Source organism: Alkalihalobacillus sp. R86527, assembly GCF_042466185.1.
Lineage (GTDB): Bacteria > Bacillota > Bacilli > Bacillales > Guptibacillaceae > Guptibacillus.
Genome location: NZ_JAXHBW010000001.1, coordinates 1,090,954 through 1,111,377, shown reverse-complemented (window position 1 = coordinate 1,111,377; position 20,424 = coordinate 1,090,954). Strand labels below are relative to the sequence as shown.

At 39.9% G+C, this 20,424-nt stretch carries 21 protein-coding genes and 1 other annotated feature; of the genes, 6 read left to right on the top strand and 15 right to left on the bottom strand.

Going from position 1 to position 20,424, the window contains the following annotated elements; translation table 11 throughout:
* Complete coding sequence (locus SJY16_RS05620; protein WP_377888117.1) at positions 1–279, top strand: YtzH-like family protein; 279 nt, start codon at positions 1–3, stop codon at positions 277–279.
* Here SJY16_RS05620 and SJY16_RS05615 read toward each other — a convergent pair.
* The 5 genes from SJY16_RS05615 to thpR all read right to left on the bottom strand — a co-directional run bounded on the left by SJY16_RS05615 (position 263) and on the right by thpR (position 4,998).
* Positions 263–1,060, bottom strand: a complete 798-nt coding sequence (locus tag SJY16_RS05615; RefSeq protein WP_377888116.1) for a phosphotransferase — start codon at positions 1,058–1,060, stop codon at positions 263–265. The genes SJY16_RS05620 and SJY16_RS05615 overlap by 17 nt on opposite strands.
* Positions 1,061–1,198: 138 nt before the next feature.
* Positions 1,199–3,337, bottom strand: a complete 2,139-nt coding sequence (pulA, locus tag SJY16_RS05610; RefSeq protein ID WP_377888115.1) for a type I pullulanase — start codon at positions 3,335–3,337, stop codon at positions 1,199–1,201.
* A gap of 78 nt (positions 3,338–3,415) precedes the next feature.
* Positions 3,416–4,099, bottom strand: a complete 684-nt coding sequence (locus tag SJY16_RS05605; protein ID WP_377888113.1) for an LrgB family protein — start codon at positions 4,097–4,099, stop codon at positions 3,416–3,418.
* A gap of 4 nt (positions 4,100–4,103) precedes the next feature.
* Entirely contained in the window at positions 4,104–4,472 is a 369-nt protein-coding gene (locus SJY16_RS05600) for a CidA/LrgA family protein (protein ID WP_377892076.1), read from the bottom strand.
* Positions 4,456–4,998 carry an RNA 2',3'-cyclic phosphodiesterase gene (gene thpR, locus SJY16_RS05595; protein WP_377888112.1) on the bottom strand — a complete coding sequence of 181 codons (543 nt, stop codon included), beginning with the start codon at positions 4,996–4,998 and terminating at the stop codon, positions 4,456–4,458. Before thpR ends, SJY16_RS05600 begins: the two co-directional genes overlap by 17 nt.
* Before the next feature lie 221 nt (positions 4,999–5,219).
* On the opposite strand from thpR, the gene cysK reads away from it, so the two are divergent.
* Positions 5,220–6,149 (top strand): cysteine synthase A, encoded by a 930-nt coding sequence (gene cysK / locus SJY16_RS05590; protein ID WP_377888111.1) that lies wholly within the window; start codon positions 5,220–5,222, stop codon positions 6,147–6,149.
* Positions 6,150–6,191: 42 nt separating this feature from the next.
* On the opposite strand, the gene pepV is transcribed toward cysK, so the two are convergent.
* On the bottom strand, positions 6,192–7,601 hold the full coding sequence (gene pepV / locus SJY16_RS05585) for a dipeptidase PepV (RefSeq protein ID WP_377888110.1): 1,410 nt from the start codon (positions 7,599–7,601) through the stop codon (positions 6,192–6,194).
* On the bottom strand, positions 7,598–8,695 hold the full coding sequence (locus SJY16_RS05580; protein WP_377888109.1) for a potassium channel family protein: 1,098 nt from the start codon (positions 8,693–8,695) through the stop codon (positions 7,598–7,600). Before SJY16_RS05580 ends, pepV begins: the two co-directional genes overlap by 4 nt.
* A gap of 390 nt (positions 8,696–9,085) precedes the next feature.
* On the opposite strand from SJY16_RS05580, the gene SJY16_RS05575 reads away from it, so the two are divergent.
* Positions 9,086–9,283 carry a DeoR family transcriptional regulator gene (locus tag SJY16_RS05575; RefSeq protein WP_377892074.1) on the top strand — a complete coding sequence of 66 codons (198 nt, stop codon included), beginning with the start codon at positions 9,086–9,088 and terminating at the stop codon, positions 9,281–9,283.
* 187 nt (positions 9,284–9,470) lie between these two features.
* Here SJY16_RS05575 and SJY16_RS05570 read toward each other — a convergent pair whose 3' ends face one another.
* A complete protein-coding gene (locus tag SJY16_RS05570; RefSeq protein WP_377888108.1) occupies positions 9,471–10,175 on the bottom strand; it encodes a pseudouridine synthase in 705 nt (234 codons plus the stop codon).
* 115 nt (positions 10,176–10,290) lie between these two features.
* Here SJY16_RS05570 and SJY16_RS05565 point away from each other — a divergent pair, with 115 nt between their 5' ends.
* Together SJY16_RS05565 and SJY16_RS05560 are read left to right on the top strand one after the other, a co-directional pair.
* Positions 10,291–10,716, top strand: a complete 426-nt coding sequence (locus tag SJY16_RS05565) for a DUF6884 domain-containing protein (protein WP_377888107.1) — start codon at positions 10,291–10,293, stop codon at positions 10,714–10,716.
* Between the two features lie 76 nt (positions 10,717–10,792).
* Complete coding sequence (locus SJY16_RS05560; RefSeq protein WP_377888106.1) at positions 10,793–11,047, top strand: hypothetical protein; 255 nt, start codon at positions 10,793–10,795, stop codon at positions 11,045–11,047.
* 55 nt (positions 11,048–11,102) lie between these two features.
* Here SJY16_RS05560 and SJY16_RS05555 read toward each other — a convergent pair whose 3' ends face one another.
* Positions 11,103–12,740 carry a putative polysaccharide biosynthesis protein gene (locus tag SJY16_RS05555; protein WP_377888105.1) on the bottom strand — a complete coding sequence of 546 codons (1,638 nt, stop codon included), beginning with the start codon at positions 12,738–12,740 and terminating at the stop codon, positions 11,103–11,105.
* Between the two features lie 196 nt (positions 12,741–12,936).
* Here SJY16_RS05555 and SJY16_RS05550 point away from each other — a divergent pair, with 196 nt between their 5' ends.
* Positions 12,937–14,193, top strand: a complete 1,257-nt coding sequence (locus SJY16_RS05550; protein ID WP_377888104.1) for a BaiN/RdsA family NAD(P)/FAD-dependent oxidoreductase — start codon at positions 12,937–12,939, stop codon at positions 14,191–14,193.
* 37 nt (positions 14,194–14,230) lie between these two features.
* Here SJY16_RS05550 and SJY16_RS05545 read toward each other — a convergent pair whose 3' ends face one another.
* The 6 genes from SJY16_RS05545 to SJY16_RS05520 form a co-directional block, all read right to left on the bottom strand.
* Entirely contained in the window at positions 14,231–15,457 is a 1,227-nt protein-coding gene (locus SJY16_RS05545) for a DEAD/DEAH box helicase (RefSeq protein ID WP_377888103.1), read from the bottom strand.
* Between the two features lie 123 nt (positions 15,458–15,580).
* Positions 15,581–16,195: a lytic transglycosylase domain-containing protein gene (locus SJY16_RS05540; protein ID WP_377888102.1), complete on the bottom strand. Its 615-nt coding sequence runs from the start codon at positions 16,193–16,195 to the stop codon at positions 15,581–15,583.
* Between the two features lie 160 nt (positions 16,196–16,355).
* Positions 16,356–16,700, bottom strand: coding sequence for a rhodanese-like domain-containing protein (locus SJY16_RS05535; protein ID WP_377888100.1), 345 nt, complete (start codon positions 16,698–16,700; stop codon positions 16,356–16,358).
* A gap of 27 nt (positions 16,701–16,727) precedes the next feature.
* Entirely contained in the window at positions 16,728–17,036 is a 309-nt protein-coding gene (locus SJY16_RS05530) for a rhodanese-like domain-containing protein (protein ID WP_377888099.1), read from the bottom strand.
* Positions 17,037–17,277: 241 nt separating this feature from the next.
* On the bottom strand, positions 17,278–19,692 hold the full coding sequence (leuS, locus tag SJY16_RS05525; RefSeq protein ID WP_377888098.1) for a leucine--tRNA ligase: 2,415 nt from the start codon (positions 19,690–19,692) through the stop codon (positions 17,278–17,280).
* Positions 19,693–19,750: 58 nt separating this feature from the next.
* Positions 19,751–19,981, bottom strand: a binding site (T-box leader).
* Between the two features lie 178 nt (positions 19,982–20,159).
* Complete coding sequence (locus tag SJY16_RS05520; protein WP_377888097.1) at positions 20,160–20,372, bottom strand: hypothetical protein; 213 nt, start codon at positions 20,370–20,372, stop codon at positions 20,160–20,162.
* Positions 20,373–20,424 lie beyond the last annotated feature (52 nt).

Here is a 20,424-nt window from a genome sequence, read left to right as displayed (position 1 = left end):
ATGCCACTTACCCATCAACATCAGCTCACGATCTTAGCTGACATTTTGACTAACCACCAAACTGATTGTGCTGGCACTGCTTCTGAGTGTGAACAAGTTCAGAGACTTACAAAATTGTTGAAACAAAACCAGGGTATCGCACCGGAGATCAAACAGATTTTAGAGCAAATCGAAGAGTATAGTTCAACTGGAGCACAGCAAGTTGATTTATTAAATCATATAGAAACCCACCAGCCTAACTTAAGCCAGTGGGTTGAAACGATCAATCATTATCAATAAGTCGATTTTTATTTAAATTCAATAGATCTCTTTTCCAATATTCTACTTCACCATAAAGACCTTTGTAGTCGTACCAATAAATGGATAGGAGCGTTTGAGCAAGAACATACCAATACATTCTTTTTCTGAGCCCTTGGGTTACTGACAAACCGTAATGGCTTAACCAGTCTCCCCATTCATTTTTTGGTACGTACCAATAAAGAAGCATTCCAATATCTAAAGCAGGGTCCGCTACAACCGCACCATCCCAATCGATCAAGTATAAATTCCCTTCATCACTGAACATCCAATTATTATGATTAACGTCACAATGACATACCACTTTTTCTACGTGATCAAGATTATCTTTATTTGAAGCTAGGTATGTTAAAGCACTCTCAACTTCTACATCATTTCTATAATGACCCTCAAATTTCTGTATCAAGTCGTTATAAATGACATCCGGAGACAGAGGCTTTTTCCCTAGACGATGTAACATCCTAAGAAGTTCTGAAGAACGATGAATTTTCCTTAGCAGCTTTGCTACTCGAGGTTTTTTCATCTCAAATGCCTTCAGTTCTCTTCCTGGAAGCCATTTCTGAGCTGTAATGACGTCCCCATTCTCAAGTCGCTTAGTCCAGAGAAGCTTCGGTACAATTCCTTCCGCCGACAAAACAGCCAGAAAAGGCGAGGAGTTCCTCTTAAGGAATAGTTTCTCGTCTCCATATTGAGCTAAGTATGCTTCACCTGTCGCTCCGCCAGCAGGGGTCACCTGCCAACCTTCGCCTAAAATGTTCTCCAACAAATTCACCTTCGATTTCTGTTAGTTTGTAGATTCTGGAAGTTTTGATCTCTGCTTTGGCGGCAGAATCTCTGGACGTTGTTCAAAACCGCCTACGAATAAAAAATTATAACACAGGTTAATAAATTCTTCATGTTTTTATTCGACCTTAATTAATACAACAGTATTTAGAGGAGCTACAAAGATTGAGGTATCGTGCGTTTTATCCAGTGGATCGACACCTGCTTGAATGCCATCAGCTAGTATCCACTTCTCACCTTCACCGATATAAATCCATTCAGAATGATGACCAGCGTTATGAACAACGACGATGGTTTCTCCGCTATTTTCTTGAGAAATACGATAAGCGATTGTCGAGTCCGGTGAATCAAGAAACTGAATGCTATGCATTTCATGAATCTCGGACATTCGTAGTGCCGAAAAATACTTTCTAATTTCGATAAGTCCTTTTATATATGTAACATTCTCTTTCACAGCCCTCATTCTTCTCCAGTCAAACTTATTGACTCGGTCTGGAGATTTATAACTATTCTCAACACCGTTCTTTGTTCTGAAAAACTCCTGTCCAGCATGAAGGAATGGAATACCTTGAGAAAGAATCGTGATGGCTGAAGCGAGACGATGCATCTGTTGCTTACTCTCCTCGCTTGAATGAGGGTGACTCCTACTTAAACGGTCCCATAACGTGTGATTATCATGACACTCTACATAATTGATCGATTGAGAGGCCGTAATAAAATAATCATCAACACTCCCCATTATACACTTCTTTACATCTTCTTTAACTGAGAAATTTCCAGTTGCAAATCCAGATGAATGAGTATCGAATAACTTCCCTTTGACTGAATCTCTGAAACGGTCATTAAAGAAACCGATTCTCGGTAATTCCTTTGCATGAGAAATTGTAGCCTTGCGATAGTCAGGTAGGATCGTGTTTAAGTGCCATCCCTCACCAAATAGCAGAATTGTTGGATCGATACAGTCGATTTCATAACGCACTTCTTTCATCGTTTCTTTATCATGAATGCCCATTAAATCAAATCGGAAGCCATCAATTCCAAATTCTTTAGCCCAATATGTGACTGAATCGAGGATTAGTTTTCTCATCATCCTTCTTTCTGAGGCTGTATCGTTCCCCACACCAGTTCCATTAGATGGTCTCCCCCCATGGTCATAGCGGAAATAATAACCAGGAACGAGCTTCTCAAGGTTTGAAGCCTCAAGGTGGTATACGTGATTGTAAACCACATCCATAACAACTCGTAGACCTTTATTGTGGATCGCTCTGATCATTTCTTTCACTTCACGTATTCTCGTATAGGGATGGTGTGAATCTGTTGAGTAACTACCTTCTGGCACGAAGTAATGGATAGGGTCATACCCCCAGTTATATTGAGGATCTGCCTTCATCTCGTCTACACTGCCAAAATCCATAATTGGCAATAACTCTACATGGGTTGCCCCTAACCACTTAATATAGTTAAGCCCTTGCGGAATCCCCTCCTTATCTGGTAACTCTTCAGTGAATGCTTTGTATTTCCCCTTGTATTTCAAAGCACTTTTCGATTGGATACTAAAATCTCTTACGTGTAACTCATAAATAATCGAATCAGAGGATTTAGCATGTGCCGGTTTGATTGTAGGATCCCAATTCGAAGGGTTCGTTTTCGCAAGGTCAGCAACCATTCCAAATTTGCAATTGGATGTAGCTGCTTTCACATAGGGATCGACCACTTCTTTCATGCTTCCGTTCACTCTCACACTATACGTGTATAACGTCCCTTCTCCATGCCCACCTGCTTCACACTCCCAGAGTCCTCTTTCCTGATGAATCATTGGAAGTTCATTCACTTTTTGAAACAAATCATTGTAAATATTTACGACAACGTTTGATGCAGTAGGCGCCCAAACCTTGAATAAGGTACCTTTTTTCGTTATGAAATTTCCAAGCTCTCCTTCATAATGATACCTCTCATCAAAGCCTTTCGTTCGAACTACTTTTCCTGTTAGGACTAGGGATTCCTCACCACTAGAATGTCGGAGGTAGTATTCTGTCCCTGGAATGTAGTCCACATCTGTCAATAGCGAGACCACTCGTTTCTTCCCAAGCTTGAAATCGCCATTTATCTCTAGATTGATATCTAAGTGACCGTCCGTTAAAGTGAAGGCTTGATGATTATTTATACCTTCTTCGACCATTACCGTTATGACATTGAAATCATCCCAATAAGCTGTAAATGCGTGACTATCTGTATGATAATTAGAGTGATTTCTCATCAAACCCATCCTTTACAAAGGTGTTTACACAATATCTTATTACTCTTTAGGAAACGTGACAGTTTTAGGCACAACTTCTTATAGCCAATTTATTAAAATAGGAGCTATGATCGATACACATAATGCACAAAGACTCATACCTATCGAACTAACCGCGGCTTCTTCTTGACCATATTCAAGTGCCTTTGCTGTACCAATAGCGTGTGAGGCAGCACCTAAGGCCATTCCGATTCCAAGGAAGTTGGAGATATTGAATTGCTTTAGGACCCACGGACCTGTTACTGCCCCACCTATTCCAGCAATCATGACGAAAATCACTGCAAGTGCTGGTTCTCCACCAATCATTCTTGCTACCTCCATAGCGACAGGTGTTGTCACATTCTTCGGAACAAAAGAAGAAGTGATTACTTCTTCAAATCCAAACAACATGGTCAGCCAATAACCAGATAGAATTCCTAATAAACTAGCATACAACACTGTTGAAAGCAGTTCTTTTTTGTATCGCTTTAGAAGTTCCCTTTGTTTATAGAGTGGATAAGCAAGAGCTACGATTGCAGGACCCAAAAATGCATCGATGACCCTTCCACCACTAAAATATGTATCATAAGAAATATTCATCGTAGAAAGTATGATCACTAGTAATGCAGTCCCTGTGAGGATGGGAATTAGAAATGGATAAGGCATTATTTGATAGATACGATTCAAAACAACATAAATCACGATTGTAAACAAAAACCAAAATATTGCTTGTAAAATAAACATGAGGTTAACCCTTTCGATTAACAAGAGTCTGACCAATCCAGCCAGTTGTGATCATAATAAACCAGGTGCTTACTAGTACTATCGGAATTAACCATAGACTTTTTCCAGTAAAGAAACCGAGATGATTCATTATTCCTACCGTAACAGGTATAAAAAAAAGCGGAAGGTGGTTTAACAAGAATGTTGCCCCCTTTGAAATCCATTGTTCAGGTAGCACCCTTGAATAAAGGCAAATTAATAGGAGCACCATCCCTAAAACACTTCCTGGAATCAGTAGGTCAAAATACTTTTGAATAAAAACTCCCACCAAGTAAAATCCAAACAATAATCCTAACTGTAGGCACGTGATTAACAGATTACTTTTGGAATTCATAACGTTCAACACACTTATACCTTGGTTTCTCTAATGGAGCTACTCGATAGAGTTCGATACTTGAAATCTCATGGGTTTCCTTCTTGATCTCTGGCATATTACGTCCTATGTGCTTTTCAGGATCTTTCCACTTCTTAGCAATAGTTATATGTGGGCGATACTCTCGTGGATCTCTTTTAAAACCAGCGGCTTCACAGGACTCGATAACCAAACCGTGGAGCCGCTCGAGACTCTTGCCCTTTTCAACATCTACATACAAAACCCTGGGCTGTGATTGTTTACCAAATACACCGATTCCTTTAGGGATAATTTCAAATGGCTTTATATTTCTAGTTATTTCCTTTAGACGTGTACCTAAATCACTCAACTGTTCTTCAGTAGCCTTTCCAAGGAACATCAGCGTAATATGGAAGTCTTCTGGATGAACAATATGTTTAAATAGAGATGTATCTAACGTTTGTTGTACTGTTTTCAATTCCGAATTGAGCCCCTCAACTGAAATTGCTATGAAATAATGGGTACTCATAAACCTACCCCACTCCTTTAGGTTTGATTTTATTCTACCAAAAAACCGAATCTTCTTGCATTTATCTTTTGAGCCGACTTCTTATTCCTATACTTTATCATTTGGTATAATAGGGAACAGTATAAAGCAGAGTGAGATTACCGACAGAAGTTTATATTATACTTTAACCTTTTATTGGATAAAGATAAACTTTTATAGAAATTAGAAAAGGATGTGGACATATGATTTATGAAAATATGGCTGAACTAATTGGAAACACGCCACTTCTTAAGTTAAACAGGGTTCCTAATCCAGATGGCGCCAAAATTTATGCCAAACTTGAATATTTCAACCCTAGCCGAAGCGTAAAAGACCGCGCGGCTCATAATATGATTGCAACTGCGGAAGAAAAAGGTCTCCTTAAACCTGGGTCTACAATCATTGAACCTACATCAGGTAATACAGGAATTGGACTTGCTATGAATGCAGCTGCTAGTGGTTATCCTGCCATCATCGTTATGCCTGACAACGCTACAGAAGAACGTATTAAGCTTCTTAAAGCTTACGGTGCAAAAGTAGTACTTACTCCATCATCTGAGAAAATGCCAGGCGCAATCCAAAAAGCTAAGGAGTTAGCTGAAACGATTGAAAACAGCTTCATCCCGATGCAATTTGAAAATGCGGCTAATCCTGATGCCCATAGAACATCGACAGCATTAGAAATAATTGAAGCAATGAAAGAATTAGGAGTTAAGCCTGCCGCTTTTGTTTCTACTGCAGGCACAGGTGGAACTGTAACCGGCACAGGTGAAGTTCTAAAAGAACATTACCCTGATATGACTGTTCATGTGGTTGAGCCAGAAGGGTCTCCGGTACTGTCTGGAGGGAAACCTGGAAAGCATAAGCTTGTTGGAACGAGTCCAGGTTTCATTCCGGATATTCTTAACACATCAATCTATGATGAAATCATCCAGATCAAAGATGAGCAAGCATACGAGGTTACCCGTAAGCTTGCAAGCGAAGAAGGACTTCTTGTTGGACCTTCATCTGGTGCTGCGGTTTACGCAGCTATGACAGTAGCAGAACGTCTCTCGCCAGATCAAGTTGTCGTGACGATGACATGTGATTCCGGCGAAAGATATTTATCTAGTGACTTGTTTAGTTCGCTATAAACCAAAACGCCATGGCAGGAAGACTGCCATGGCGTTTCTTCATTATTTTGCTAGTTCATAAATAGCTTCTGCATAAATCGCAGCTGCTCTTAACAAATCTTCAATCTCTACATATTCATCTTTTTGGTGGGCGAGTTGAGGCTTCCCTTTAAATAACGCTCCAAACGCTACTCCCGCATCTAATGAACGGGCATAAGTGCCCCCACCGATTGAAAGAAGCTCTGCAACATCCCCAGTTTGCTTTTCGTATACTCTTTGAAGTTTCTTCACCAATTCATGATTTTCAGGCACATGATGTGGTGTCATATGATCGATTATGTTCATCTCTATATCCTCTGGACCTGTAACTTTATCAAAGGTAGATTTCACCTCATCAAAGTCACATGTAACCGGATAGCGAAGGTTGATTCCAATTTTACCTCTGGCTGAAGTTTTGTAAGAGAACGTCCCCGCGTTCATCGTTAGTGCACCTGTAATATCATCCTCAACATCTACCCCGAATTTCTTACCAGAAAAGTCATCGATCAACCACCTGGTAATAAAATCAAGATAATTAGCCCCGCTTGAATCAAGGCCAAGACCAGAAAGGAATTCCGCAAGTCTGAATGCAGCATTATTTCCTTGCTCAGGTTTCGAGCCATGTACGGAAACACCTTCTAACTCGAGTACAAGTGACTCTCCAAGTGAAGCAGTACCATTCAATTGTTTTTGTGAAATATGTGCTTCAAATTCTCTTTTTAATTTCGAAAGTACTTTTCCCTCACCAACTAATACTGCATTAGCTAGATCTGGCACCATATTCAATCGTTCACCGGCAGTGAACGATTGAAGAACAAGATCATGTCTCTCTGTTTCCATTGTAGGAAATTCCCATTCAAAATCAGCAATTCCTTTTTCTGCATAGATGATTGGAAAGACGGCATCTGGTGCAAATCCCATCAACGGCATTTCTTCTTTCTTAAAGTACGTATCAACACAGCGCCATGAACTTTCTTCATCCGTTCCAATAATCATACGGACTCGCTTTGATAGCGATGGACATAGCTCTTTAACAATATTCATTGCCCAGTAAGCCGCGATTGTAGGACCCTTGTCATCGATCGCTCCTCGAGCGAAAAGTTTTCCTTCTCTTGTTTCAGGTTTAAAAGGGGGGCTCGTCCATCCACTACCAGCTGGTACAACATCTACATGACATAGAATGCCTATAGACTCTTTCCCATCTCCAAACTCAAGATGCCCTGCTACATGTTGAACATCTTTCGTTTGATAGCCATCCCGCTCTCCTAGTTTAAGCATGTAATCTAGTGCTTCCCGTACCTTATAACCAAATGGTGCTTCTTCATTGCTTTCTTCTTCGTTCAATACACTTTCAATTTCAAGAAGACCAGTTAGGTCAGATAGCAGCTCTTCTTTTCTTTTCAATACTTCCTCTGTCCAATTCACTTCCATCACGAATTTCTCTCCTTTCTGATCAATTTTTCATAAACAGCCTTGTCACAAATCACAAATAATTTCGCGTTAGCAGGTATTTTTTCTTCAAGTCTTCTGTTGATGTCCATTCTATTTCCATCCGCAATAAGCGTTGCACCTTGTATTAATAAGTCATCAAATGCTTCTCTGTATATTTTCCAATCTTTTCTCAATGGAATTTCATATAAGTTCTCGCCGTGCCCTCTACTCAACAGCTGAGAATATACGCCAGAGATCCCTTTCGTGAATGCTGCTCTTACGGCCATACGTGAGATCGCTTCATTCGAAAGAACAAATTCATCCACCTGTACATGTGCGAAATTCTTAATGTGTTCTTCCTTCATCACTTCAACCGTCGTATGTATTTCAGTTGACATTCTTTCAATAGAGCTCGCGACGATTAGAGACTTGCCATCTGCTAACAATGGATCATGTATCGAGTCATCCGAGAAAACAAGAACTGCTTTAGCATCTTTGATCGCAGCCTTATTGAGCACAGCTTCTTCCGCTGCATCACCCTTTATGTAATGAATGTGATCTTCAATGATAGGTGCTTTAGGTAACTTATCGATAAGAACAATTTCACAAGTATCAGATTCCATAATTTCTGCTACTGCATACGAAGCTTTCTGTGACCAACCTATGATAACGATGTGATTCTGACCATGGTATTTCAATTTCCCTTCCTCCTTTCTCTTTTTAAGCTCAGCTACTCCGTCAACCAATTTCCCAATGACCACACCCAATAGTCCTATACCAACGATATAAAGAAACATGGCGTATAGCCTACCACCAACTGTAACTGGAAAGTAATCACCATACCCAACAGTCGTTACTGTGGTCATCACCCACCATAATGAGTCAAAAAGTGTAGGAAACGTTTCAGGTTCGATCACCCTCATGATAATCGTGCTCAAGAGGATTAGCGTAAAGGTCGTATAAAACATAAACCAGTTATTTAATTTCAATGCATTTTTTATAAAAAGCCGAACAATCATTGTAAACCTCCTTTCTATTTCCTGCTCCCTTAAGAATAGCAAATGAAGGAAGAAGAAGGAAGATGTAGACAAAAGCATGAAATTTTTTGCCGAATTTAACGATATATTGTAAAATAAACTTTGAAGAGGAGGTGTAAGCAGGTAAATTAAAGGGAATTGGCAATAGAGATGGAATAATAACTATAATACTAACAATGCCGATATGAACACTTTTTATGAAAGTAGGACAAACCTTATTTATCATTACACCAAGTTGGGATTTGCCCAAAACACCTAGAAATCACTTCCAGTTTAATACGAAGCACTCAAACCAAACAAACTTTCATCTTTTAACGAAGGAATCATCAGAAAATTAAGTATATCTTTACGTTTCCTTCATATTGTTTTAATAGTGAGAAACTATCCTAAGAGTATGGCATTGATTACACGTTAGGGAGTGGTTCTTTGAGTATTACTTCAACTGATCGCATGATGACCCGTATCAAGTCTATCTATTTATTTATTAGCAAGCATGGTACCGTCAGTACAACGGAGTTAGTTGAAGAGTTTGGTATTACCCAACGAACAGTTCAAAGAGATTTAAATGTCTTGGCCTATAATGAATTAGTCAAAAGCCCAAACCGAGGAATATGGACCACCACAAGCAAGAAAGTAAAAGTCGGTTAGAGATTTAATATGGAATATAAAACATTGTTAATACATGAAAAAGCCATGGACTAGTCCACGGCTTTTTTGATAGTTATTTTACTAATTCTTCTGGAAAGTTCTCAGGAACGATGAAATCTCCGCCTACGATTTCCACTGATTTATTCACCTTCATAATTAAGTTCTCCAGCAAAAAAGAAACTCTAGGTCATTTTCTTAAGAGTTCTACTTCTTCTTCAGTCAACTCACGGTATTCTCCAACATCTAGGTCTTCATCAAGAACGAGATCTCCCATGCTTATACGCTGCAAATAGATAACCTTCTTATCAACCGCTTCAAACATTCTCTTCACCTGATGAAACTTCCCTTCATGAATCGTCAATTCAATTTGAGAAATTGGACCTTCTTCAACAATCGTTAGTTCCCCTGGTTTTGTTTTATAATCATCATCCAACGTAACGCCTTTTTTAAATGCTTCAACATCCTTTTCAGTAACCCGTCCATTAATTCTTGCAAAATATGTTTTCGGAACATGGTGCTTTGGAGAAGTCAAATGATGGGCTAGTTTGCCGTCATTCGTAATAACTAGTAACCCTTCAGTATCTTTGTCGAGTCTACCGACAGGAAACGGACTAAAGATTTGGTCATCTGGAATAAGCAGATCAATGACGGTTTCTTCTTCATCTTCAGTTGCAGAAAGAAAGCCAGAGGGTTTGTTCATCATAATATAAATGTACTCTCTATATTCAACGGTCTCTCCATTAACTGTTATTACATTTTCCTCGATATCAATATGCTGTTTCGCATCTTTGATTACTACTTCATCTACTCTAACTGTCCCTGTTTTCAGGATTTTCTTTACTTCTTTCCTCGTTCCATATCCCATATTTGCGAGTAATTTATCTATACGCATGCTAAATCGCTCCTTTTTCCATGTATTTTCCAAAAAAAATAAATTTTGAGCATAACTTTTGTGAATCTAGGGTAAGTAACCGGTAAATGCCAATTTGCACGTTTGGAGTGATAGAATGACTGAAAAAGTTGGACTCTTAGCAACCGCACGAAAGAAAAGTACAAAATCAGCTCCAGTTACGGAGTTTTATCAAAGCCCATTATTTCAAAAAACGTTAGAATATGCATTGCATCACTACGACAGAATGTATTTCTATAATGCCAAAGACGGGCTATTATTACCAGACGATATCATGGATCCTTATGATTTATCTATCAAAACTCTGACTCATCATCAACGAGAGGAATGGGCACAAAAACTTATTACTCAATTTAGAGAACAAGAGTCACCTTCTAGGATTACAGTGTATTTGCACGGTGGCTCTGTGTATAGAAAACATATTGAACCTCAGCTTCAGCAGTACGAATACAATTATGAAGTTCCCCTTAAAGGTCTTGGAATAGGAGAACAATTGAACTGGTACCAAAAAAATTCCGTGTAACCATGACAATCGCCCAGCAACTATGCCCAACTCTTTCATAGACTATCTCGTAGTCTTATTAAGGAGGTCATCTACGTTGGATTATAGACAGCAGGGGCAACAATATCCTGGGTATGGTGGTGGACCACCACAAGGTGGAGGGTACCCACAATATCCTGGTGGCGGACCAGGCGGTGGACCTGGAGGCGGGCAAGGTTATCCAGGCTACAACTATACAGAAGAACAATTCAAACAGATTAGAAGAAGGTTAGATCGATTAAGCAAAAGAGTTAGCAGGATCGAAAAGTATCTAGGAATTCGAGCAGACGAAATTGACGAGATCGACTACTAGGAACAAAACCAACTACCTTAACTCACAAAAATGAAGGCCCAAAGGCCTTCATTTTTTAGTGTCTTTTCAGGAATTTGAAACGTTCTCCAAGAACAAGTCCTGCAAGATTAGAACGATAGGATAGATAGAGGTATAAGACGCCACCTACACCTATACCGATTAGTAAATTAATGATGGAAAACAACATGCTTCCACCTTCACTTTTGGATTGGTAAAGATTTGGCATAGCGTTTTCTAAAGGTAATGTTGCTAATTTAGCAGTAACCGCCATAAGAATTACAAAAATTCCAATCAGCATTATTCTCCTGAATACAAATGCAAACTGGTAATCTGTGTATTTCTTGATAATGATAATCGTAACAATAACGGATGTTATTAGACCGATATCCGTAGCAATAATTGCTCCTTTTCCTTCAAACAAAACGACTAAAGGATAGGTTAACGCCGCTTTTAAGATCAGTCCCGAAAGCAAACTATATACTGCGAACTTCTGCTTATTGATGCCTTGCAAAATCGCTGCTGTAACAGAGAAAAGAGCAAACAAAATCGCCGTAGGAGCATACCACATCAGTAGGTGGCTACCTAATTCCTGGTTCACAGTTGGATAAAGAACACGAAATACCGGTTCAGAAAGAACTGCAAGACCAATAGCGGCAGGCGCTGTTAGAAACAGCAACATTTGAAACGTTTGAGTAAGCTGTTTCTGAAGTGCTCCTTCTTTCTGTGATGTGAACGATTTTGTAATCGCTGGAATAATCGTCATCGCAAGAGCAGTAGCTAATGAAACTGGAATCATGATCAGTTTATGAGCAAGTCCTGTAATAATCGCAAAGACAGTTTCGTAAGTAGTCTTATCATAACCTATGCTTTGCAAAGCAGGATTTATAAATAACGTGTCGATTTGAAGATACAACGGAATCGCAAGACCAACGATGACAAAAGGAAGCGCATATGTAACGATTTCTTTGTACATGTCGCCTAAAGAAACATTGTGGTCAACCGTGCTTTCTTCTAAATGACGATCCAAGCTTGGTTTCCGCTTTCGGTAGTACCAGAAGACTACCAATAAGCCTCCAACAGCCCCTACAAAAGCTCCAAATGTCGCAAAGGTAGCTGCTGTCGTTTCATTTCCACCCATAAAACGCAAAATGATCACACTAGATACTAGTATAAATACGATACGAAAAATCTGTTCTACAACCTGAGATACTGCTGTTGGCCCCATAGATTGTAGTCCTTGAAAAAAACCTCTCGTTAAACTCATAATCGGAACGATTAACAATGCAAGACTGACCACTCGAATGACAAGGGTAACGTCTGCAATTGTGTTGCCTTCACTACCTTCCTTAATTAACAAGTGGGCAATCGGTTCAGCAAGGAAAAATAAAATTAGAAATGCAATAAATCCGGTGAATGTCATAAGTAACAATCCGGACTTGAACAACCGTCTTCCTGTTCGGTAATCACCGAGCGTGTGATACTTTGAAACAAACTTCGAAACCGCAAGAGGGATTCCTACTGTAGATAAACTAAGCATGATTGTGTATGGAATATAAGCATATTGATACAACGCTATTCCTTGAGCACCCACTAGGGCAGTGAAAGGGAACATATAAATCATTCCCAATATTCTAGAAAAAAGGGTAGCTGCTGTTAATAGCATCGTCCCTCTAATCACATTTGAATCAGACATTTCTCCAACTCCTACTTCTAACCATTACTCTATATCAATTCGTCACTATTAACCTTTTTTCTACAGTCAATGAAGGACACTTCTCCATTTTAAGCTATTTATAATGGAACAACAAACATTATCTGTTTTTCGTGACTTTTCTATTTCAAATAATTTGTGGTATGTTTGTTTGTAGCAAAATGAGAGAGGTGTAAGCATGAAATATGATGTTATCGTGATTGGCGGTGGACCGTCTGGCCTCATGGCGTCTGTAGCTGCTGCTGAACATGGAGCATCTGTCCTACTCCTTGATAAAGGGAATAAACTCGGCAGAAAACTGGCCATCTCTGGTGGCGGCAGATGTAACGTAACAAACAGGCTCCCCTTAGATGAATTGATTAAATTCATACCTGGTAATGGGAAATTCTTATATAGCGCATTTAACATCTTTAATAATGAGGATATTATTTCATTCTTTGAAGGGCTTGGGATTAGGTTAAAGGAAGAAGACCACGGCAGGATGTTTCCAGTTACAGATGATGCAAAATCTGTGGTGAACGCTCTACTTAATAAGGTGAAAGAACTCAACGTAAATATTCAGGTAAATACACCTGTTGAGAAAGTTCTTTATGAGGATGGTGTAGTTCAAGGTGTCTTGCTTAAGTCTAATGAGAAGATACTGTCATCGAACGTCATTGTAGCCGTTGGAGGAAAGTCAGTCCCACATACTGGTTCAACAGGAGATGGATACGCTTGGGCAGAAGATGGTGGTCACACCATTACAGAGCTTTACCCAACAGAAGTGCCCCTAACTTCGAATGAGCCCTTCATTCAAAACAAAGAACTTCAAGGGCTTTCTCTCCGTGATGTCGCATTATCTGTTTTGAACCCAAAAGGCAAAGTAATAAAAACCCATCGCTGGGATATGATCTTCACTCATATCGGTCTATCTGGCCCTGCAGTATTACGCTGTAGTCAGTATGTTGTGAAAGCTCTTAAGAAATTCAATGCACAATTTATTCCTCTTCAAATAGATGCAGTGCCTGATCAAAATGAAGAAGAACTGTATCGTGAACATATGAAGCTTGCAAAAGATGAATCGAAAAAAGCGATCAAAAATATCTGGAAAGGGAAAGTTCCGGAACGATACATGCTGTTTCTACTAGAAAGAGCTGAACTTTCTCCTGATACAACGTATGCTCACCTATCGAAAGAAAAAGTGCGTGAGTATGTTCGCTCCTTAAAACAGTTCCGGGTAGCTGTTGATGGTACCCTACCGATCGATAAAGCCTTTGTGACGGGTGGGGGCGTCTCCCTTAAAGAAATTCATCCAAAAGAGATGGCTTCTAAATTCACACAAGGCCTTTACTTCTGTGGTGAGGTGCTTGATATTCATGGCTACACTGGAGGCTATAACATTACTTCGGCTTTCGTAACAGGTTTCACTGCAGGAAAGAGTGCTGCTGAAAGATAAAAATAAGGCTATCTGCGCATGCAGATAGCCTTATTTATTATCTTCTGTTTCGGTTTCTTCCACCATTACGGTTGTTTTTGCGTCGGCCTTCGGAATGATTGCCTCTCTCCCTGCCTTGCGAAGATTCGCGTTCATCATGTGAAGGAAGCGCATTTTCTACTGATTTACGTTCAATCCGCTTTCCAATGCCTTTCTCGATCATTGGAACTGCTTGCTTATCTTTTGAAGCGATAAACGTATAGGCAGCACCGCCTTCACCTGCACGACCTGTTCTTCCAATTCTATGAATGTAGCTTTCCACGTCTTGAGGAACATCATAATTAAACACATGTGTAACCCCTTCAATGTCTAGCCCCCTTGCCGCGACATCTGTGGCAACAAGAAGCTGTATTTTCGCATCACGGAATTTCTTAATGACTCCTTCCCGTTTTGACTGAGACAAATCGCCGTGAAGCTCATCAGCTAAATATCCTTTGGACCGCAAATCACCGTAAAGTTTACTAACTCTACGTTTCGTACGACAGAAAATAATACCTAAGAACGGACGGGCTTCATCAATCGTCTCTGTTAAAGCTCCAAACTTTCTTCGATCTGTTGTCTCAATTAAGTACTGCTGTACCTCTTCCACGGTTTTTCCTTTTTCTTTCCCTTTAATGGTTTGGGGAGAGCGCATAAACCGTTTTGCCAAGCTACGAATATCACTTGATAATGTAGCTGAAAATAGTGCTGTTTGTCTCGTATCCGGCGTTTCGTAAATAATGTCCTCTACTTCTCGCAAAAATCCGATATGAAGCATTTGATCCGCTTCATCAAGAATGAGATAGTCAGTATGAGAAAGGTCGATTGTTTCTCTACGAATATGATCTAGAAGTCTCCCTGGAGTACCCACCACAATATCAACCTGTTTGTTAAGTCTTGATATTTGCTTCTCTACATCCTGACCACCGTAAACTGCAAGAACGTTCACATCTGAACGCCCCTCGACTAGCTTCATCAATTCAGTTGTGATTTGAAGGGCTAGTTCACGCGTAGGTGTAACGATCAATGCCTGAACATGATCTGATTCAGAATCTATTTTTTCTAAGATTGGTAATAAGAAAGCGAAAGTCTTCCCTGTTCCTGTTTGTGCCTGGGCCATAACATCTTGTCCCTTGAGCATAACAGGTATTGTTTCATTCTGGATATCAGTTGGTGTTTCGATTCCTTGCGCTTCAAGTGCTTCTATAAGTCTTTTATCTAATCCTAATGCATTAAAATCTTTCATAGTGCTCACCTCTTCATGTAGTATCTCACAAAAAATTGTATATTTCTCGCACGATTCGTTTTGAAACAAAAAAACTGCCCCAAACACAACCGCTAAAGAGCGGTCGCATGAGACAGCTTTACTTTATGCTAAATAATTAGTCATTACTTTAGAAACGTAATTTTGCGTTTCTTCAAATGGAGGAATACCTCCATACTTATCAACATTTCCCGGTCCAGCATTATAAGCAGCTAGAGCAAGCTTAGTATCTCCACCATACTTACTCAACATTTGTTTAATATATTTTACGCCACCTTCGATATTTTGCTTTGCATCATAAGGATTTTCGACTCCAAGACCTCTTGCAGTAGCAGGCATAAGTTGCATAAGTCCAACTGCGCCAGCGTGGCTGACAGCTGATGGATCGTATCCAGACTCCTGCTTAATAATCGAATGAACCAACTTAGAATCTACCTGATAGCGATCAGACAGTTCCTCAATATAACCATCAATTTCAAATGCCTTTGTTGAGTGACCTGTTGGTTTGAATTGCTCTACCGGTGTTTGCTTTGTAATAGCCGTACTAGTACTATTACTTTTACTATTATGATTAAACTGATCGTATGAAGTGTAAGAAATAGCCTGTTCTAACATTTCAAGAAAAGGAGTGGCTACCTGCTGATTTCGACTTCCGTTTCCAGGTTGAAATTGACGCAACGCCTGCAAATCCATCATAGCGCGAATAAGTTCTGCCCTCATTACGACACCTCTAAGTAATCTTTTTCCTTATTATAACAAAGATCACCAAGTAGTTTGGACTTTTTTTTATAAGGGTAAATATCATTAATCCTATAATTTTAGTTGGATTAATGATATTAGGGTACGCCTTTAGAAAGGGTTCTTCTAAAGGCGCTTTATTTTATGATGAGACTGTCATGTAATAAATCGGCTGTTTTGATTGTTTTAACAATATTTTCGCAGCCATTCTTGCGGCTTTGCGATCTTCTGCAAGCACAACGATTTCTTTATCACACACATCATTTTCCCTGGTCTGTCTACCGAGATAAGAAAGGGGAATATTCTTAGCTTTCTCATACGGCATCCTGTGCGAAAGAATGTAATCTCTTACATCTATTAAGCAGTATCGATCGTCATCAAAGGGATCGACATTAATCGGCTTCAAATACGTATAGGGATGAACGACTTTCCACAACCCAATCGTTAAAGCCGCAGCAGCAGCGAGTGCCATACCCCATAGTGTCATCTGGATTCTCTCCTTTTCTTAGGAGGGTTACTTTACTTCACCTTCCCACTTCATCATACCGCCTACCATATTCTTCACTTCATAGCCAGCTTCTTGTAAATACTCACATGCATGCTCGCTTCTTCTTCCTGAGCGACAAATCATGATATGCTCTTCATCTTTGTTAATTTCATCAAGTCGTTCAGGAATAGTACCAAGACGAATATGTTTAGCAACTGGGATTATCCCTTCTGCTACCTCTTCATCCTCACGAACGTCGATGAGCGAAACACTTTTTCCCTCATTTAGTAGCTGTTGAACCTCTTCAGGTGTAATCGTCTTAATTTCATTACTCATATAACATACCCCTTCCTGAACGATAGTTTTCATTGAAATGGTTTCTTCACCAAAACAATCCTACATCATTTTTATCTTTAATTCAAGAAATCAATCCGGCGAGTACCTGTTAAGCGAGCGTTCTTATCAAGACCGTTTGTTTTGCCTACCTCATACTATTATTCTTTTCCAAAAAAGTGTTTTAGAGCACCTGATTCGCAATAAAAAAAGCCAGAGATCTACTCGATCTCTGACCCATTTGTTAATTTGCTACGATATTCACAAGCTTTCCGGGAACTGCAATAACTTTGCGAATTGTTTTCCCTTCAATCTGATCTTTGATTTTCTCATGGTCCATAGCTATTTCTTGCATTTCTTCACGTGATGCTTCAGAAGGGATCGAAATCTTAGCACGTAGCTTTCCGTTCACTTGTACTACGATTTCTACTTCATCAACTGTTAACTTGCTTTCATCGTACGTTGGCCAGCTTACATATGCAAGTGTTCCAGTATGTCCAAGCGCACCCCACAGTTCTTCAGTTAGATGTGGAGCTACTGGAGATAGTAGCTTCACAAACCCTTCCATCAAATGGATTGGAAGAGATTCTTGTTTGTACGCTTCATTTACGAAAACCATCATTTGTGAGATAGCTGTATTAAAGCGCAAGCCTTCGAAGTCTTCCGTAACTTTCTTCACTGTCTCGTGATAAACACGTTCTAAACCTTCTTCAGGTTCAGCTTTCGTTATTGCGCTCTTGGAAAGATCACCCTCTCCAAACAAGCGCCACACGCGATCAAGGAACCTTCTAGCACCGTCTAGCCCATTGTTTGACCATGCAATCGAACCTTCGAAAGGACCCATAAACATTTCGTATAGGCGAAGAGTGTCGGCACCATGGGATTCAACAATTTCATCCGGGTTAACGACATTACCCTTTGATTTACTCATCTTCTCATTGTTTTCCCCAAGGATCATTCCTTGATTTCGAAGACGTTGGAAAGGTTCTTTAGTTGGAACAACTCCAATATCATAAAGTACTTTATGCCAGAAACGTGCGTATAGCAAATGCAATACAGCATGCTCTGCTCCTCCAATATACATATCAACAGGAAGCCAGTCTTCAAGTTTCTTTGGATCTGCCAACATTTCATCGTTATCTGGGTCGATATAGCGCAGGTAATACCAGCAACTTCCCGCCCACTGAGGCATTGTATTCGTCTCACGACGACCTTTCATCCCAGTCTTTGGATCCACTACGTTTAACCATTCCTCGATGTTGGCAAGTGGAGATTCTCCTGTACCAGAAGGTTTGATTTCTGTTGTTTCAGGTAGCACAACTGGCAAATCCTGCTCAGGGACAGCACTCATCGTGCCATCTTCCCAATGAATGATCGGAATCGGTTCGCCCCAGTAACGCTGACGGCTAAACAACCAATCTCGAAGTCTGTACGTGGTTTTCTTTTTACCTTTTTGCTTCTCTTCTAACCATTCGATACTTTTTGTAATGGCTTCTGCTTTATCAAGTCCATCAAGGAAATCTGAATTAACATGTTTTCCTTCTTCGGTATAAGCCTCTTTAGAAATATCACCACCAGCCACTACTTCTCTGATAGGTAGTTCGAATGCTGTAGCAAATTCATAATCACGTTCATCGTGAGCAGGGACTGCCATAATAGCACCTGTTCCATAGCTCATTAGAACATAGTCAGCAACCCAGATCGGTAGCTTTTCATTGTTAATCGGATTGATAGCATAAGCGCCAGTGAAGACACCTGTCTTTTCTTTTGAAAGTTCCGTTCTCTCTAGATCACTCTTTGTTTGGACACTAGAGCGGTAATCTTTAACCTTACCGACTTCTGCATCAGTAGATATAACATCCACAAGAGGATGCTCTGGTGCAAGAACCATATACGTCGCACCGAATAGTGTGTCAGGACGTGTCGTAAAGACATCGATCGATTCGTTATGTCCGTCGATATTGAATGTTACTTCTGCACCTTCGGATTTTCCAATCCAATTGCGCTGCATTTCTTTAATGCTGTCAGACCAATCTAATTCTTCAAGATCTTCTAGCAAACGATCAGCGTATTCCGTGATTTTTAGAACCCACTGTTTCATAGGCTTGCGGACAACTGGGTGTCCGCCTCTCTCGCTTTTACCATCGATTACCTCTTCATTCGCTAAAACCGTACCCAGCGCCGGACACCAGTTCACTGCGACTTCGTCAACGTATGCAAGACCTTTTTCATATAGCTTTGTGAAGATCCACTGAGTCCACTTATAATAGTTAGGGTCTGTCGTATTCACTTCTCGATCCCAATCATAAGAGAAACCAAGTTCCTTAATTTGTCGACGGAACGTGTTGATATTTTGCTGTGTAAACTCACGAGGATTATTACCTGTATCAAGCGCATATTGCTCAGCCGGAAGACCAAATGCATCCCAACCGATCGGATGCAGAACATTATAGCCTTGCATTCGTTTCATTCGTGACAAAATATCTGTAGCTGTATAGCCCTCTGGATGGCCAACATGAAGTCCTGCCCCTGATGGGTACGGAAACATATCAAGGAAGTAGACCTTTTCCCCCTCTGTTTCGTCAGCTGTTTTAAAGGTTTTGTTTTGTTCCCAATACTGTTGCCATTTCTTTTCTATCGTTTTGTGATCAAAAGACATTGCTGCTCTCTCCTTCCAACTATCACTAAAATAAAAAAACCTCCCATCCCTGTCTATAAACAGGGACGAGAGGTTGAGAATCTTACATTCACAATCACCCGCGGTACCACCCGGATTAGTGCTTTAACTGCACTCACTTTAGGCCCTTAACGCAGGCGGACGGGGCACCCTACTCTATTTCAGGATTCCGATTCAAAGGTGAGTTCATAAAGTTTCTATGTTAACTTTCACCGTCCGTTAACTCTCTACAAATAGAACCTTTATTACTATTCCTCATCATAATCATTAAGTTCAATCTTAGTATATAATTTGTATTGTATGAATACTTCAGAAAATTGTCAAGAACATTATCATTTTAGACAGTCATAATGCAATTTATACCTTTTAGTTTCTGTCTTTATGAATCACCTGATCATAAACTTAAAACAAACCGTACACATCGAAAAATAACGCACCTCTTCGGCGCGTTATCCTTCTCTATATTTCTTTTGACTCGCAGAATCGTCTTTTGATTTTGGTTTATTTTTCTCTTCCTGTTGTTCTTCTTTCAAATCTTCAAGAGGAATAGGATCCACGGTCATCTCTGCTTCATCCTCGTCAAGCTGGTTTCGTTCTTGATCGGGAAGCTGTTCCGGATTGTTCGTTTCTCCTTTTTTATGACGCTTTTCATTATCTGACATACGATCACCTCTTAATTATGAGTATAGTCTTCTTTACCACAACCTAAATACT